This window comes from Enterococcus sp. AZ080 (assembly GCF_051714945.1).
In the GTDB taxonomy this organism is placed as follows: Bacteria; Bacillota; Bacilli; order Lactobacillales; family Enterococcaceae; genus Enterococcus_B; species Enterococcus_B pernyi.
In genome coordinates this window covers 2,529,255-2,544,288 of sequence record NZ_JBIOSV010000001.1, presented here as the reverse complement: position 1 = coordinate 2,544,288, position 15,034 = coordinate 2,529,255, and the positions used below count along the sequence as shown (strand labels likewise).

Annotated in this window: 16 protein-coding genes and 1 other annotated feature; of the genes, 13 read left to right on the top strand and 3 right to left on the bottom strand. The window is 38.4% G+C overall.

The window, feature by feature from the left end; genetic code table 11:
• Positions 1-31: 31 nt before the first annotated feature.
• Together IGK01_RS12080 and IGK01_RS12075 are read left to right on the top strand one after the other, a co-directional pair.
• Positions 32-1,756: an adenine deaminase C-terminal domain-containing protein gene (locus tag IGK01_RS12080; protein ID WP_062806143.1), complete on the top strand. Its 1,725-nt coding sequence runs from the start codon at positions 32-34 to the stop codon at positions 1,754-1,756.
• A complete protein-coding gene (locus IGK01_RS12075) occupies positions 1,753-3,063 on the top strand; it encodes an amidohydrolase (RefSeq protein WP_096081795.1) in 1,311 nt (436 codons plus the stop codon). The genes IGK01_RS12080 and IGK01_RS12075 overlap by 4 nt, the downstream gene beginning before the upstream one ends.
• 113 nt (positions 3,064-3,176) lie before the next feature.
• On the opposite strand, the gene sdaAA is transcribed toward IGK01_RS12075, so the two are convergent.
• Together sdaAA and sdaAB are read right to left on the bottom strand one after the other, a co-directional pair.
• Positions 3,177-4,049, bottom strand: a complete 873-nt coding sequence (gene sdaAA / locus IGK01_RS12070) for an L-serine ammonia-lyase, iron-sulfur-dependent, subunit alpha (protein ID WP_153830524.1) — start codon at positions 4,047-4,049, stop codon at positions 3,177-3,179.
• 15 nt (positions 4,050-4,064) lie between these two features.
• Positions 4,065-4,733: an L-serine ammonia-lyase, iron-sulfur-dependent subunit beta gene (gene sdaAB / locus IGK01_RS12065; RefSeq protein ID WP_010734281.1), complete on the bottom strand. Its 669-nt coding sequence runs from the start codon at positions 4,731-4,733 to the stop codon at positions 4,065-4,067.
• Between the two features lie 320 nt (positions 4,734-5,053).
• Here sdaAB and rplK point away from each other — a divergent pair, with 320 nt between their 5' ends.
• The 4 genes from rplK to rplL all read left to right on the top strand — a co-directional run bounded on the left by rplK (position 5,054) and on the right by rplL (position 7,573).
• A complete protein-coding gene (gene rplK, locus IGK01_RS12060) occupies positions 5,054-5,476 on the top strand; it encodes a 50S ribosomal protein L11 (RefSeq protein WP_010734282.1) in 423 nt (140 codons plus the stop codon).
• 101 nt (positions 5,477-5,577) lie between these two features.
• Complete coding sequence (rplA, locus tag IGK01_RS12055) at positions 5,578-6,267, top strand: 50S ribosomal protein L1 (protein WP_010734283.1); 690 nt, start codon at positions 5,578-5,580, stop codon at positions 6,265-6,267.
• Positions 6,268-6,346: 79 nt separating this feature from the next.
• Positions 6,347-6,472 (top strand) — a sequence feature (ribosomal protein L10 leader region).
• Positions 6,473-6,642: 170 nt separating this feature from the next.
• Positions 6,643-7,146, top strand: coding sequence for a 50S ribosomal protein L10 (rplJ, locus tag IGK01_RS12050; RefSeq protein WP_010734284.1), 504 nt, complete (start codon positions 6,643-6,645; stop codon positions 7,144-7,146).
• A 58-nt stretch (positions 7,147-7,204) separates the two neighbouring features.
• A complete protein-coding gene (rplL, locus tag IGK01_RS12045; RefSeq protein ID WP_010734285.1) occupies positions 7,205-7,573 on the top strand; it encodes a 50S ribosomal protein L7/L12 in 369 nt (122 codons plus the stop codon).
• A gap of 334 nt (positions 7,574-7,907) precedes the next feature.
• Here the strand turns inward: rplL and IGK01_RS12040 are convergent, their stop codons facing one another.
• Positions 7,908-8,165 carry a hypothetical protein gene (locus IGK01_RS12040; RefSeq protein WP_010734286.1) on the bottom strand — a complete coding sequence of 86 codons (258 nt, stop codon included), beginning with the start codon at positions 8,163-8,165 and terminating at the stop codon, positions 7,908-7,910.
• Between the two features lie 560 nt (positions 8,166-8,725).
• On the opposite strand from IGK01_RS12040, the gene IGK01_RS12035 reads away from it, so the two are divergent.
• The 7 genes from IGK01_RS12035 (at position 8,726) to IGK01_RS12005 (ending at position 15,002) form a co-directional block, all read left to right on the top strand.
• Positions 8,726-8,920, top strand: a complete 195-nt coding sequence (locus tag IGK01_RS12035) for a hypothetical protein (protein ID WP_010734287.1) — start codon at positions 8,726-8,728, stop codon at positions 8,918-8,920.
• 123 nt (positions 8,921-9,043) lie between these two features.
• Positions 9,044-9,394: a hypothetical protein gene (locus IGK01_RS12030; RefSeq protein ID WP_010734288.1), complete on the top strand. Its 351-nt coding sequence runs from the start codon at positions 9,044-9,046 to the stop codon at positions 9,392-9,394.
• A gap of 615 nt (positions 9,395-10,009) precedes the next feature.
• Positions 10,010-10,687 (top strand): TVP38/TMEM64 family protein, encoded by a 678-nt coding sequence (locus tag IGK01_RS12025; protein WP_010734290.1) that lies wholly within the window; start codon positions 10,010-10,012, stop codon positions 10,685-10,687.
• Between the two features lie 80 nt (positions 10,688-10,767).
• On the top strand, positions 10,768-11,982 hold the full coding sequence (locus tag IGK01_RS12020) for an MFS transporter (protein ID WP_409173612.1): 1,215 nt from the start codon (positions 10,768-10,770) through the stop codon (positions 11,980-11,982).
• A gap of 219 nt (positions 11,983-12,201) precedes the next feature.
• Positions 12,202-12,903, top strand: a complete 702-nt coding sequence (nagB, locus tag IGK01_RS12015) for a glucosamine-6-phosphate deaminase (RefSeq protein ID WP_023520342.1) — start codon at positions 12,202-12,204, stop codon at positions 12,901-12,903.
• Between the two features lie 141 nt (positions 12,904-13,044).
• Positions 13,045-13,758 carry an MgtC/SapB family protein gene (locus tag IGK01_RS12010; protein ID WP_010734293.1) on the top strand — a complete coding sequence of 238 codons (714 nt, stop codon included), beginning with the start codon at positions 13,045-13,047 and terminating at the stop codon, positions 13,756-13,758.
• 107 nt (positions 13,759-13,865) lie between these two features.
• Positions 13,866-15,002, top strand: a complete 1,137-nt coding sequence (locus IGK01_RS12005; RefSeq protein WP_010734294.1) for an AI-2E family transporter — start codon at positions 13,866-13,868, stop codon at positions 15,000-15,002.
• The last annotated feature ends 32 nt before the right edge of the window (positions 15,003-15,034 follow it).

Below are 15,034 nucleotides of genomic sequence, written 5' to 3'. Positions count from 1 at the left end.
TGTCTAAGGACAATAAAAGTGAGGGAAAAATGTGAAGATTGACTTACTGATTAGAGATGCACAAGTGTATAACACAGCCAAACAATGTTTTGAGAAGAAACATGTCACAGTCAGCGGTGAAAAATTTTATTACATCACAACAAAGGATCTGAGTCACTTGGAGATCCTTCAAGAAATTGATGGCCGAGGGAAATACATGATTCCTGGCTTGATTGACAGCCACATGCACATTGAGAGTTCAATGACTACGCCAAGTATTTTTTCAAAGGCCGTTTTACCATTTGGTGTGACTACAGTGATTGCGGATGCGCATGAGATGGCAAATGTTTTTGGGCTTGAAGGGTTGACTGAATTTATGGCTGCAGAAACGGAATTAGATATTTTCCATGCAATCCCATCGTCCGTTCCTTCCACTACACCTGAACTAGAAACTACCGGTGGCATCATTGGGTTAGCTGAAACAGAAAAGTTGTTAGACAATCCAAAAGTGATTTGTTTAGGCGAAGCCATGAATTTTCACGGCATTGCCCATGAACCAACTTCGCTGATTCGCCAAATTATTGACCTATGTAAAGAAAAACGTCCGACCATGCCGTTAGAAGGACATTGTCCTAAAATTTACGAAGAAGAATTGGCAGCATTTATGTATAGCGGGATTTCTTCTGATCATACGCATCAGTTTCCGGAATCCTTAGCAGAAAAAATTGAGAACGGCATGTTCATCCAATTCCAAAACAAGTCGATCACACCGGAAAATATGGCGGTGATCACAGAAAATGAATATTATGACTATGCTTGTCTCATCACTGATGATGTGATGGCAGACGATTTACTCACTGGTCACTTAAATGAAAATTTGAAAAAGGCAGTAGAGGCGGGGGTGCCGATCGAACAAGCGATCTATATGACGACTTATACGCCTGCACGTAGAATGGGTTTGAATGATCGTGGATTGATTGGACCTGGACGAATGGCTGATTTTATTTTGTTAGATGATTTATCCACATTCGCTATTTCTGCGGTCTTTAAATCGGGCAAAGAAGTCTACAGGCAAGGTAAGGCGATCACTTATCCAGAAAAAATCGAACAATTTCCTACTTCATACAGTCAAACGGTCCATTGTAAAAAGCTTTCTTTAGACGATCTAAGGTTGCCAGTCAAAACGGATTTGGCAAGTGTTCGTTGTAATGTTATTCGTAAACATGAGGTTGGTACATTTACAGAACGGATCACGAAGAAAATTCCGGTGAAAGATGGGTACCTCGATTGGGAAAATTCAGATTGCGCCTTATTGCTCGTGATGGAACGTTATGGAAAGAATGGCAATGTGGCGTATGCTTTGATGGAAGAACCCATTTCAAAACCAGGAAGTATTGCGACGACTTGGGCGCATGATCATCATAACGTGATGGTGATGGGGAATAACTGCCAAGACATTCTGCTGGCTCAGCAAAAATTGTTGGAATTACAAGGTGGCTATGTGGTAGTTAAAGAGGGCAAATTAACAGCAACTTGCCCGCTACCGATTGGCGGGATCGTTTCACAAGCGCCAATTGAAGAGTTAGGCCAAGACTTAAAAACTGTGCGTAGAGAAATGCAAAATCTAGGCTATAAAAACATGAATGAGATCATGTCGTTTTCTACGTTGTCACTACCAGTTTCACCTGCAATCAAAATGACAGATAAAGGAATGATGAATACGAAAACACAGGAATTTTATCCGCTGGTTTTTCCAAGTGATGGTGTTTTGTTATGAGTACACTGATAAAAAATGTCCACGTTCTAACGATGGATGATCAACTGACTGAATACAAAAACGGGTATGTACGGATTGAAGAAAATCGTATCATTGAGATAGGAGAATGGCAGGAAGGGATAGCTTCTGCGGAGGAAGTCATCGATGGAGCAGGCGGCATCTTGTTGCCAGGTTTTGTGAATACACATACCCATGCTGGGATGATTCCTTTTCGATCTTTAGGAGACGATGTGCCAGATCGGTTACGACGGTTCTTATTTCCATTAGAAGCGTTCATGACGCCAGAGCTAGTGGCAGCAAGTACAGCATATGCAATTAGTGAAATGTTGCTTAGTGGTGTGACAGCTTTTTGTGACATGTATTATTTTGAAGATCAAGTCGCGCAAGTATGTGATCAGTTTAAGATTCGTGCGATTCTTGGTGAAACGATCATTGATATGCCTGTGTGTGATAATGTAGAGCCTTCTGGCGGCTTGACTTATTGTGAGACATTCCTGCCAAAGTGGAAAGATCATCCATTGATTACGCCTGCGTTGGCTCCTCATGCGCCGAATACCAATACCTATGAAGGGCTGAAGCGGACAGTTGAATTGAGTGAACGATTCGATGTGCCGATCACCTTGCATGTGGCAGAAATGGACTATGAAATGCAGGAATTAGTGAAGCAGTATCAACAAACGCCATTCGAGTTATTAAAAGACTTAGGTTTTATGAACAGACCGTTGATCATGGCCCATTGTATCCATATGACAGAAGCAGATATTGCCTTGGTCGCTACAGCAGGAGAGCAAGTCGGAATTGCGCACTGTATCGGCGCGAACACAAAATCAGCGAAAGGTGTAGCACCAGTTAAAGCCATGCTGTCTGCGGGGTTAACTGTCGGGTTAGGTACAGACGGTCCAAGTAGTGGCAACACTTTAGACCTCTTTGCACAAATGAAGCTCTTTGCCAATTTCCATAAAACCTTTGAAAAAGATCGTGCGCTTTTCCCAGCGAAGGAAATTGTCCGTTTAGCCACTAGAGGTGGGGCGGAATTGTTAGATTTTAAAGAGACTGGTCAGCTTGTTGTAGGGAACAAGGCAGATTTTATTGTAGTTGAGACGCAGTCTGTGAATATGTTTCCGATTTTTGATCCATATTCTGCCTTAGTTTATTCAGCGAATGCTTCCAATGTGGCCCATGTATGGGTGGATGGCAGACAACTCGTACGTGATCATCAGTTAGTCCATCATGATTTTAAACAAATCAAAGCGGATCTCTATGAACAAATGGGGCAATTTGTGTTTGAAGCAAAGCAGAGGATGTAAGAAACAAACCGAATAACCATGGCAGCAAATTTGCTGCCATGGTTATTCGGCATATCTTTGGCGATAACGAATTTTTGTGCATTGTCTGATTCAGCTTTTGATATAAGAAGTAACTATGATTGTTTTTCTAAGATTTCTTTAGTTAGTCGTTTCGCGGTAGGTGTCACTGCAAGTCCGCCTTCTGCTGTTTCTTTGAAAATCGAAGGCATTTGTCTGCCCACTTGGTACATGGCAGCGACTACTTCATCAGGTGGGATCACGCTTTCGATGCCAGCTAAAGCCATATCAGCTGAGATGAATGCTTGTGACGAACCTAAAGCATTTCTTTTAACGCAAGGGACTTCGACGAGACCAGCTACAGGATCGCAGATCAAACCCATCATATTTTTAAGCGTGATTGCCACCGCTTGGGCGGCTTGGTGAGCTGTGCCGTTTTTCGCACAAACCAAGGCAGCCGAAGCCATCGCACTCGCCGATCCAACTTCTGCCTGACAGCCACCTTCAGCCCCGCTGATTGATGCGTTGTTTGCAATGACCAAGCCAAAAGCGCCAGCTGTAAATAAGAAGTCGAGTTGTTGTTCATGGGTTAATTGCAAACGATCACGTACGGCCATCAAGACACCTGGGACAACTCCTGCGCTGCCCGCAGTAGGCGTTGCGCAGATCAATCCCATTTTGGCATTGACTTCGTTCACAGCAATCGCATTACGAACCGCGTTCAAGATTGTTTCGCCACTAAGAAAATCAGCGTTAGAAAGATAGTTGTCCATCTTTTTGGCATCGCCGCCAGTAATTCCTGTGACAGAAGTTACGCCGGCATTTCCTTCTGCGATAGATTGTTCCATCACGAGTAGATTCTTTTCCATGATCTTGATGATCTGCTCACGAGAACGACCGCTCATCTCCATCTCAACTGCGATCATCAATTCGGCAACGCTAGGGTAGTCTTGTGCTTGTTGGACTAATTCTTCAATTGATAAAAACATACCTCGTCTGCTCCTTTACTCGAAATAATTGACACTGTCAATATTTGGTAACTGTTTTAGTTTTTTTACGGTATCTTCTACTTGAGGATCGTCCACTTCCATGATCATAATGGCATTTTCGCCTTTTGACTCGCGAGTAACTGTCATTGTACCGATATTGGTGTTGGTTTCTGAAAGAATATTGGTGACTTTAGCAATCATGCCAGGAACGTCTTGGTGGACGATGATCAAGGTAGGTGTTCCCATGCTTAATGAAATCTTGAAGCCGTTCAATTCAGAAATCTGGATGTTACCCCCACCAATTGAGATGCCTGTAACCGAAAGCTTTCGACTGCCTTTTTTCAACAACATTTTGACGGAATTAGGATGATCGGCTTTTTCACTTTTAGGTACGAATAATACTTCCATACCTGCTTCATGAGCCAACCTTAACGAATCTGCTAAACGAGAATCATCAGGTTCCATGCCTAATAATCCTCCAACTAAGGCAATATCAGTACCATGTCCACGATAGGTTTTGGCAAAAGACTCATATAGGTAGATGTCAACAGAATCTGGTTGATCACCAAAAATACTACGGACGATCTTTCCGATTCTTGCTGCTCCAGCAGTATGCGAACTGCTCGGTCCAATCATGACAGGACCAATAATATCAAATACACTTCTGTATTTTAGATCTTTCATTATTTCACCTCATTAGAATAGAAGAACTTATTTGTTATATATAATATGTATTAGGTTCATACAGGCGTAAGTTTAGCATAAATAAGCGATTTATAAAGAGATTTCTTCACGTTTTAACCAGATATTTAGCTTTTTTTTGGATAAAGGTGAAAATAATCAGAAAAAATTGTTGAAAAAAGAGAAAAATTTGCTATACTGTATCAGTGTGCATTCGTTATGTACATGATATGTCAATTGGTTTTAAGATCAACTGACAATACGTGGGAGGAGAAATATGCATCTCCAATTAACCACATCACGGACTTAAGGAGGTATGTCTCGTGGCAAAGAAAGTAGAAAAAATCGTTAAATTGCAAATTCCTGCAGGTAAAGCAACTCCAGCTCCCCCAGTAGGTCCTGCACTAGGTCAAGCGGGTATCAATATCATGGGATTCACAAAAGAATTCAATGCTCGTACAGCTGATCAAGCAGGTTTGATCATTCCAGTTGTGATTTCTGTATACGAAGACCGTTCATTCACATTCGTTACAAAAACACCACCAGCTGCAGTATTATTGAAAAAAGCAGCGAAAATCGAAAAAGGTTCAGGCGAACCAAACAAAAATAAAGTTGCTAAAGTTTCTAGCGATCAAGTAAAAGAAATCGCTGAATTAAAAATGGAAGACCTAAACGCAGCTAACGTTGAAGCAGCAATGCGCATGGTTGAAGGAACTGCACGAAGCATGGGGATCACTGTAGAATAATCTACACCCTAAGAAAGTAGCTTCTCAGTTGGCCCTGTATTGAAAGGTATAGGACACGTGGGAGGTACAACCGTTATAACCACAATCAAGGAGGAACCAAAATGGCTAAAAAGAGCAAAAAAATGCAAGAAGCATTGAAAAAAGTGGATTCAAGTAAAGTTTATTCTGTCGCTGAAGCAGTAGCATTAGCGAAAGAAACAAACATTGCAAAATTTGATGCAACAGTTGAAGTTGCATACCGTCTAAACGTAGACCCTAAAAAAGCAGACCAACAAATTCGTGGAGCTGTTGTATTACCAAACGGAACTGGTAAAACACAAACTGTTTTAGTATTTGCTAAAGGAGACAAAGCAAAAGAAGCTGAAGCAGCTGGTGCAGACTTCGTTGGTGACGACGACATGGTTCAAAAAATCCAAAACGGATGGTTTGACTTTGACGTAGTTGTTGCAACACCTGACATGATGGCTACTGTTGGTCGTCTAGGACGTGTATTAGGACCTAAAGGCTTAATGCCAAACCCTAAAACTGGTACTGTAACAATGGACGTAACAAAAGCAATCAACGAAGTAAAAGCTGGTAAAGTAACTTACCGCGTTGACAAAGCTGGAAACATCCACGTACCAATCGGTAAAGTTTCTTTCGACAACGAAAAATTAGTTGAAAACTTTGCTGCGATCCATGATGTATTAGTGAAAGCTAAACCATCTGCAGCTAAAGGTCAATACATGAAAAACATTACTGTAACAACAACATTTGGACCTGGTATCCATGTAGACCAAGCTTCTTTCTAATCCAACGATTAGAACGTTGATTGATCCAACTGAAAAATAATTCTTGACTCAACTAGTTTAGCGTGCTAAGCTAGTTGAGGTTAATAATTAACTTGTACCGAAGACAGTAGGTGGCGTAGCCTTAATTTCCTACCGAGGACGTTTATTGAATATATTCAATAGTCCCTCTATGTCTACGGTGGCATAGAGTTTTTTGTTGTGAATCACTAAGAACGAAGAGATTAGATGATGAACAATACTCATTGAGTTGAGCGAAAGGAGTCTCCTTTCGAGCGCAAGCGAGTAGAATCACTAAGAACGCAGTGATTAGATGATGAACAAACGATTCAGTCGTAAAAAACTCTTCCATCAAAATTCAGGAGGTGAAACTCAAAAATGAGTGAAGCAATTATCGCAAAAAAAGCAGCAATCGTTGACGAAGTAAGTGCAAAATTTACTGAAGCAGCTTCTGTAGTCGTAGTTGACTACCGTGGATTAACTGTTGATGAAGTAACTCGCTTACGTAAACAACTTCGTGAAGCTAACGTTGAAATGAAAGTTATCAAAAACTCAATCCTTTCACGTGCAGCGAAAAAAGCCGGCCTAGAAGGCATGGACGAAGTTTTCACTGGCCCTACAGCCGTTGCATTCAGTAACGAAGATGTAGTAGCACCAGCGAAAATCATGGACGAATTTGCTAAAGAAGCAAAAGCATTAGAAATCAAAGGCGGTATTATCGAAGGTAAAGTATCTACATTGGAAGAAATCACAGCATTGGCAAAATTGCCAAACCGCGAAGGACTTCTATCTATGTTGCTATCTGTACTACAAGCGCCAGTCCGCAACGTGGCTTACGCTGTCAAAGCAGTCGCAGACAAAGAAGATGGAGATGCAGCTTAATCGCCGCATAGCATAAACAATAAATAAAAAAAGAACATTTAAAATGGAGGAAACAAAAATGGCATTGAACATTGAAAACATCGTTGCTGAGTTAAAAGAAGCAACTATCCTAGAACTTAACGACCTAGTTAAAGCTATTGAAGAAGAATTTGGCGTATCTGCTGCTGCTCCTGTAGCTGCAGTTGCTGCTGGTGGCGGTGCTGCTGCTGAAGAACAAACTGAATTCACTGTAGAATTAACTGCAGCTGGAGACCAAAAAGTTAAAGTTATCAAAGCAGTTCGTGAAGCAACTGGCTTAGGCTTGAAAGAAGCTAAAGCTGTAGTTGATGGCGCTCCTGCACCAGTTAAAGAAGGCGTTTCTAAAGAAGAAGCTGAAGAATTAAAAGCTAAACTTGAAGAAGTTGGCGCTTCTGTAACAGTTAAATAATTTTATTGATTTTTGATTGGCTAAAAACCTTATTGATTAAGGTTTTTAGCCTTTTTTTGTTTTTTGAAATGCTTTTTATTTCTAGTTCTAAACCGTAGCAACACAAGTAAAAACATAAAAACCATTTGACCATGAGGAGTTGCAGAAAAGAAAGGTGTTCATCAAGTATATTACTAAAACTTATTCGTAATTAGATATAGTTGGCGATAGATGACGGTAGCTAAAAGGAATTTGGGTACGTGTACAATCTTCTTGTAACTCAACTATTATCCAGACTCGTTCTGGTCGTTTTTTTGTATAAAAAAAACGACTCAAAATGAGTCGTTTAAACAGATTATTGTAATAGATCATTAATTTCTTTAAATTCTTTATCAAGTTCTTTTTCATCATATTTTTCGTATTTATCAGCTTCATGAAGAATTTTTTTGATTTCATGAATCGCCTTACGTTCAACTAACCATTTTTTTAGGTTGTGTTTTTTTTCTGGATTTTCAGATAACGTATCAAGTTCATTTAATTCTTTATCCAGTTTATTGACTGTAGCAACAATTTTGTCTAAAGCTTTTTCTTCTTTGTGTTCTAAATCTGACATTTATCTTCACGTCCTTTTTATTTGATAATTTAAGTATAGGACGTTGCCATAAATTCTTCAAAATAAAACCCTTATATATGCTTATTTGCATAAAGGAGTAGAAGAACTCAACAATTGATAGTTTATCCCCTCCATAGGATTATTTGATTGAAAAAGTGGTGGGTTTTTGAGCTATACTTTGGTGGAGTAACTAAAAATGATAGTAATTTTCATTAAAGCACAGAAACTATTAGTAATATTAAAAGCTTGATATTAAAGCGGTTGAAGTGAATAGAAGTCATCAATAATTATAAAATTATAATACAGGTAAAAGCTTATGCGCTAACCATCTTCGGATGGCATTTTTTATAACATATATAATTAAAACGAATAGAAAGCCTTGTTTTTATAGACTATAATTATGTTGTGGTGCATGATCTTCTATCCAACTTTTAGGACAAAAGGCTTGTTGTTGCAACCCTCAATTAGTCTCACCAGAGCTTCTGTGTTTTCTGCCACTTTTTCTCAGCTGCTTGAAAGAGTAGCCTTTACATAAATAATTTAACAAAGAAGGTATAGTTATGTATTATGTAGAAGTCCAAACGCGAGGAGTAAAAAATAAACAGTATGTTAAAACGGTACGCCATAATTATCCATTATTAGGATCATGGGAAGAGGCTGAACCATTTTCAAAAGAATGTGCATTGCAAATAAAGTCAATATTAGAACAAGAATTAACTTGTGGAAAAGCAAATATCACTATCATAGAAAAGTGAAAATGATTGAAACTTTAATCAGACAAAGCAATAGAAGGACAACACATGCTTAATTTTATAAAGGTTATCAGTGAGAAAGTGTGGATAGATAGACTTTAAAAATATATGTAAGAAGGGATAGGCATGACATATGAAGTTAAAGTCAGTAAAGAAATTCTGAATATATTTTCTGAGAATCAATCAAAAAGGTATCAAGAAATAATCTTATATAAAGTGAATGAGTATTTGACACACAACTTTTATCGAATCAAACTTGTTGTTACACCTGTAAAACAATCAATTTATGAAATGAAAATCCGCTTAGGAAAAGAAAATTTTCGAATTGCTTTTATGATAGAGGATAAAAAGGTACAAGTTTTTTATATTAGTCGAACGTTAAAAAAAGAATTATTTGATAAAGAAGTAAATAGATTTGTCCATCGATTCAATAAAAATCACAGAATTACTAAGTCTATGAAGAAAGTAGAGGCATAGTAAAATGAACATGATTTGTAAAAAGCAATTAAAGCAATTTTTGAAAAGAAAATTTAAATCGAAGGATTGTTTTAAGTTAAAAATTCTTACGTTCAAAAAAGATCGCTATTTACTTATCAGTTATGATCAAGAACGATATACAATAGTTGAAGAGGGATTCGAAAAGAGTAAGTATGAATTCGACTCTTCAGATGAAGCAATAAAAGCAGTGATGAAAATGGCAAATATTGAATTTAAACGTAGCTATAGACTTCATGTACAATAAATCCTCTGATAGTAAAGTCTGATGAATCGAAAAAATCCTCTTACGATGTAGAAAGAAATAGGAAATATTAATAAATGAAAAATTAGAAAGCCAGATATTAAAGCCACCAAGGTAAACTAAAAGTAGTGAATTATTGCAAAATAAAAGTAATTAAATCTTTTCTATTCATGATTATGAACCGAAACTTTAACATGAGTAGTTCCGGTATTTTTTGAGCGAATTGTATTGCCTTCAGCATGTTTAGAATAATAGTGATTGAAAGTCTGGTATTTTAAGTATCACGTTTGTTCTGTTTCCTCATCTAATGATACACTAACAGTGAGTAAGTCTGAGGAGGAGAAGAAGTCGCTATGAAAAAGCAATATATACGTAATACACTGATTGGTTTAGGATTACTGCTGATTTTGTTTGTTGGCTATCAACTTTATTTAGAGTATCGACCAGATATCCACTTATTGCTAGATCCACGGGCAAGTCGCAAAGAATGGATGCGAGAAATTCGTTCACACGGAGTATCTGCTGCGTTTATTTTGACGTTATTGATCAGTTTGATGTGTGCGGTGCCAGGTATTCCTACTTCTGTGATCGGTGTGGTCGTCGGCCTAAGTTATGGTCCATTTCTAGGAACAGTTATCAATGTAACAGGCAATGCACTTGGAAATATCTTATCGATCGTTTTGATGCAACATTTATCCTTTATGGATCATAGTAAAAAAGAGAATCGTTGGGTCAAAGCAATACGTCGGATGAAGCATCCAAAAATAGGAGTCATGATCGGCTATATGGTACCGGTGATTCCGTCTTCTGTCGTGAACTTTGCCGCAACCTCCTTAAATCTTTCGGTTCGTGAGTTATTATTATCGATCCTTATCGGCGTAGTGCCATCTTCCCTTTTATATGCGTGTGGCGGAGAAGCATTGTTTCATGGGGAACATATAAAAGCACTTGTTTTGGTCGCTAGTGTGTTAGTTTTAACAGTATTGGTGGTCATTATCTATCGAGATCGAAGAAAACATTTAGTTAAATAACTTTATTTATTTTATTTGAGCCTCCCTGTTTTCAATTATTCTAAGAAGTTGTAAACTAAGAAAGGAAATGGGGGAATCCGATGGAAATGAATAAGCAAACACCGCTTTCGAAATCATTGATTTTATTATTAGCGATCACCTGTGGAGTAGTCGTCGCAAATATGTATTATATCCAACCAATTGGCACAAAAGTAGCGGCAAATTTATCAGTCAATACGAGTGCTGTGGGTTTGTTGACGATGCTGACTCAGTTAGGCTATGCATTAGGATTATTATTTTTAGTTCCATTAGGGGATGTTGTCGATCGACCTAAATTGATCATTCGCATGGCGGGATTATCTGCACTATCCTTATTAGCAGCCTTTTTCGCACCAAACTTTGCTCTATTTGCAGTTGCTTCTTTCTTGATTGGTCTACTATCGATCGTTCCGCAAATCATTATTCCTTACGGCGCCGTACTTGTAGGACCAGCAGCGCGAGGAAAAACCATGGGGATCTTATTGAGTGGTTTACTAATGGGCATCTTGCTCTCTCGAACTGTTTCAGGACTTCTTGCCAGTTGGTTTTCTTGGCGTAGTGTTTACCTATTTGCCCTTTGCCTAGTTGGAGCGCTCACTGTGCTACTCTATTTAAAATTACCGAGAACACAAGGAACGTTGGAAAAAGAGTCAACAGTCTCTTATCTTGCTTCACTAAAAAGCTTACCGAAACTCGTCAAAGAGCAACGATTGTTGCGTGAAGCTGCAATCAATGGCTTTTTTATGTTTGGAACGTTTTCGCTTTTTTGGTCAACGCTGATCTTTTATATCAGTAGTCCAGCCTATGGTTGGGGAACTTTTGAAGCAGGGATCTTGGCAATCTTTGGTTTGTCGGGAGCAGTAGCTGCGCCGATCGTGGGCCGCTTGGCGGATAGTTATTCAGAAAGAAGAATCGTTGGCATGGGCTTAGTGATGCAGACAATCAGTTTCCTAGCCTTATTCATTGCTGGTGATTATGTTGCTGTCCTATTAGTTGCAATCATTTTATTAGATGTTGGGAACCAGTTCGGGCAAGTAGCGAATCAAAGCAGAGTACAAGGTCTTGGCGAAGCAACAAGTAACCGCAACAACACGATTTTTATGTTTATGTACTTTATCGGTGGAGCAACAGGCTCTTTATTAGGCTCAATGATGTGGCAGCATTATGGTTGGGTAGGTGTGACTGTTACGGGACTGATTTTCCAATTGTGCGCGTTTATTTTTCAATACTATTTCTCTACTCGCAGAAAAAACATCCAACAATCACTAGATTCCTAAATAGGAATAAGGCTAGTACTATGAATTGACAAAAAAACTATGAAAGCCATTAGAGATGGATGACTTTTATAGTTTTTTTTGATTCTGGAACTTTTAGTTACGTTTTGATGAAATCAATAATATTTTGATAATTATGGCATATTTGGTCTATACAGATATTGTCATTTTGAAATAAAGGTGCTATAATTGGGCTATACCAAAACAAAAGGAGTAATCGTTATGGAAATCATTCGTGTGAAAAATGCTGAAGAAGGCGGAAAAAAAGCTTTTGAGATAATTAAAAATGGAATGGAAAATGGTGCGAAAGTTCTAGGTTTAGCAACAGGGAGTACGCCAATCACTTTATATAAAGAAATGACTTCAAGCGACATGGATTTCAGTAACATGACTTCTGTTAACTTGGATGAGTATGTTGGATTAGGTGGCTCAGATGATCAAAGCTACCGCCATTTTATGAATGTTGAATTATTTGACAAGAAACCATTTAAAGAAACATTCGTACCTGATGGAAAAGCAGCTGATTTAGATCAAGCTTGTCAATCCTACGACCAAATCATTGAAGAACATCCAATCGATATCCAAATTTTAGGGATCGGTCAAAACGGTCACATCGGTTTTAATGAGCCTGGTGCTCCATTTGATGGAAAAACAAGTGTTGTCGATTTAACTGAATCAACAATCAATGCCAATAAACGTTTCTTTGATAAAGTGGAAGACGTCCCAACGAAAGCAGTTTCTATGGGAATCGGCTCAATTCTAAACGGTAAAAAAATCGTCTTGATGGCTTATGGCGAAAGTAAAGCAGAAGCAATCAAAGGAATGATCAACGGACCTGTTACCACAGATATGCCAGCAAGTGCTTTGCAAAATCATGATGACGTGATAGTCATTGTTGATGAAGCAGCAGCAAGCAAATTATAATAGAAAAGATTTCAGTCACTGGAGATCATCTGGTTTTTATCAGATGGTCTGGCACAGTGGCTTTTTTTTAGGTCATAAAAAATAGTTATATTTTGTTTGTTTTTTTTAGTCGTGCTATATTTGATAGGAGGGGGGATATTCATGGAGGATATGGTTTTATCCATACCAGAAATTATTATACGATTGAGTATCGCATTGCTTTTTGGCGGAGCAATTGGTTTTGAGCGACAATATAAAAACCGTCCAGCAGGGATGCGTACACATATTTTGGTTTGTATGGGGGCTTGTATTATTGCCTTGATCCAAGTGGAAATTGCCAGTGGTGCGTTGAGAAATGCATTAGAGTATCCTGAATTAGTTGGGACCCTCCGTTCAGATGAAGCTCGCTTGATTGCACAAGTTGTCAGTGGCGTCGGCTTTTTAGGAGCAGGTACGATCATTGTTACGAAACAATCAGTGACTGGGTTAACGACCGCAGCCTCACTTTGGGCAATCGCAGGATTGGGTATTGCAATCGGAATGGGTTTTTATGCCATTGCACTCACTAGTTTCGTCGGTATTGTGTTTGCATTGACTGTAGTGAAGCGCATCATCCATGTACCAACAACGAAAAAATTAGTGATCCAATTTATTCATCGAAAAGAAACCAAGGATTTCTTGAATGATTATTTTGAAAAAAGAAACATTACGATCGAGGATGTCAATTTTGATGTAAAATTTGTGGATGATTACCGTATTTATAAAAATGTTTATACGATCGATTTACCAAAAGGATTGACGTATGCAGAAGTGATCGAAGAATTATCCACGTATAAAAATATTACTAACTTACATCTGGTTAGTTTATCTACCTAAGTAACCACTTTTTTTAAATAACAAGAAATAAAAGAAAAAATAGCGCTTTACCGATGAATAAATGATAAAATAAGAGTATCTGTAAGCATGAAATTTGGAGGATATCTATGTATTCAAGGTTCAAAGAGTCAAAATTGTTATTTTGGACAGTGGAATTAGTCTTAACGATTATTGGCGTTTTCTTTATTTTACGTATGCCAAATGTGTTTCACCCGATTTTAAGAATGGCATCTGCAATCATTATGCCGTTGATCATTGCTGGATTTTTCTATTACATGTTTAATCCAGTTGTCTTGTTTTTAGAAAAACATCGAGTACCACGCGTGTTGGGCTATCTATTGACATTGATCGTTTTATTAGTGATCGTCTTTTTGACCATCATGAACATCTTGCCTCAATTGGTTGATCAAGCAGTGCAATTAACCAGAAGTATCCCTGCATATGCAGACGAAACAAGTCGTTGGTTGACTGAGATCATGCAAAGAGAAGAGTTTCGTTCATTGAATCTAGAAGAACAGTTTGCGTCTGCCAACTTGTCGTTGAGCAACTTGTTCAATATCTTGTTGGTTAGTCTGACAGGGAGCGTTTCAAGAATTCTTTCTTTTATGATGCAATTCTTTATTTTATTGTTTACTGTCCCATTCATCTTATTATTTATGTTCAAAGATGGACATAAATTTATCGATGCGTTATCGCCTTTCTTTCCTCAAGCAATTCGAGGAGAATTACGCCAAACGGTCAGAGAGTTGAATGAAACACTATCTGCTTATATCAGTAGCACGATTGTGGATGCAGTGATCATTGGCGTGATGAGTTTTATTGCAATGACGATTTTCAAGCAGCCGTATAGTTTGTTGCTGGCAGTCGTTTGCGGAGTGACGAATATCATACCGTACGTTGGCCCTTTTATTGGTGCAGTACCAGCTATTATTGTCGGACTGTTTATTTCGCCATTTCAAGCACTCTACATGGCGTTATCCATTCTTGTTATCCAACAATTGGATGGCAATGTGATCAAGCCATTACTCTTCGGAAAAACAATGAACATTCATCCACTAACGATCATTTTAGTATTGATCGGTGCAGGAAGTGTTGCTGGCATCATGGGAATGTTGATCTGTATCCCTGTGTATGCGGTGATCAAAACATTAGTATTGAATATTCGTAAGATTTATTTATTGCGGAAGTTTGAACAAGTTCCAGCAGAAGAACAACCCAAGAAAATTGAATTAGAACATGAATAACTGTCAACGAAAAGAGACGAGGGTCATCAGAT

Excerpts from the sequence above, each read along its gene's own strand:
- IGK01_RS12040 (WP_010734286.1), bottom strand. The coding sequence starts at position 8,165 with ATGTCAGATTTAGAACACAAAGAAGAAAAAGCTTTAGACAAAATTGTT.
- IGK01_RS12025 (WP_010734290.1), top strand. The coding sequence starts at position 10,010 with ATGAAAAAGCAATATATACGTAATACACTGATTGGTTTAGGATTACTG.
- IGK01_RS12035 (WP_010734287.1), top strand. The coding sequence starts at position 8,726 with ATGTATTATGTAGAAGTCCAAACGCGAGGAGTAAAAAATAAACAGTAT.
- sdaAA (WP_153830524.1), bottom strand. The coding sequence starts at position 4,049 with ATGTTTTTATCAATTGAAGAATTAGTCCAACAAGCACAAGACTACCCT.
- nagB (WP_023520342.1), top strand. The coding sequence starts at position 12,202 with ATGGAAATCATTCGTGTGAAAAATGCTGAAGAAGGCGGAAAAAAAGCT.
- IGK01_RS12030 (WP_010734288.1), top strand. The coding sequence starts at position 9,044 with ATGACATATGAAGTTAAAGTCAGTAAAGAAATTCTGAATATATTTTCT.
- IGK01_RS12020 (WP_409173612.1), top strand. The coding sequence starts at position 10,768 with ATGGAAATGAATAAGCAAACACCGCTTTCGAAATCATTGATTTTATTA.
- rplL (WP_010734285.1), top strand. The coding sequence starts at position 7,205 with ATGGCATTGAACATTGAAAACATCGTTGCTGAGTTAAAAGAAGCAACT.
- sdaAB (WP_010734281.1), bottom strand. The coding sequence starts at position 4,733 with ATGAAAGATCTAAAATACAGAAGTGTATTTGATATTATTGGTCCTGTC.
- rplJ (WP_010734284.1), top strand. The coding sequence starts at position 6,643 with ATGAGTGAAGCAATTATCGCAAAAAAAGCAGCAATCGTTGACGAAGTA.
- IGK01_RS12005 (WP_010734294.1), top strand. The coding sequence starts at position 13,866 with ATGTATTCAAGGTTCAAAGAGTCAAAATTGTTATTTTGGACAGTGGAA.
- IGK01_RS12075 (WP_096081795.1), top strand. The coding sequence starts at position 1,753 with ATGAGTACACTGATAAAAAATGTCCACGTTCTAACGATGGATGATCAA.
- rplA (WP_010734283.1), top strand. The coding sequence starts at position 5,578 with ATGGCTAAAAAGAGCAAAAAAATGCAAGAAGCATTGAAAAAAGTGGAT.
- IGK01_RS12010 (WP_010734293.1), top strand. The coding sequence starts at position 13,045 with ATGGAGGATATGGTTTTATCCATACCAGAAATTATTATACGATTGAGT.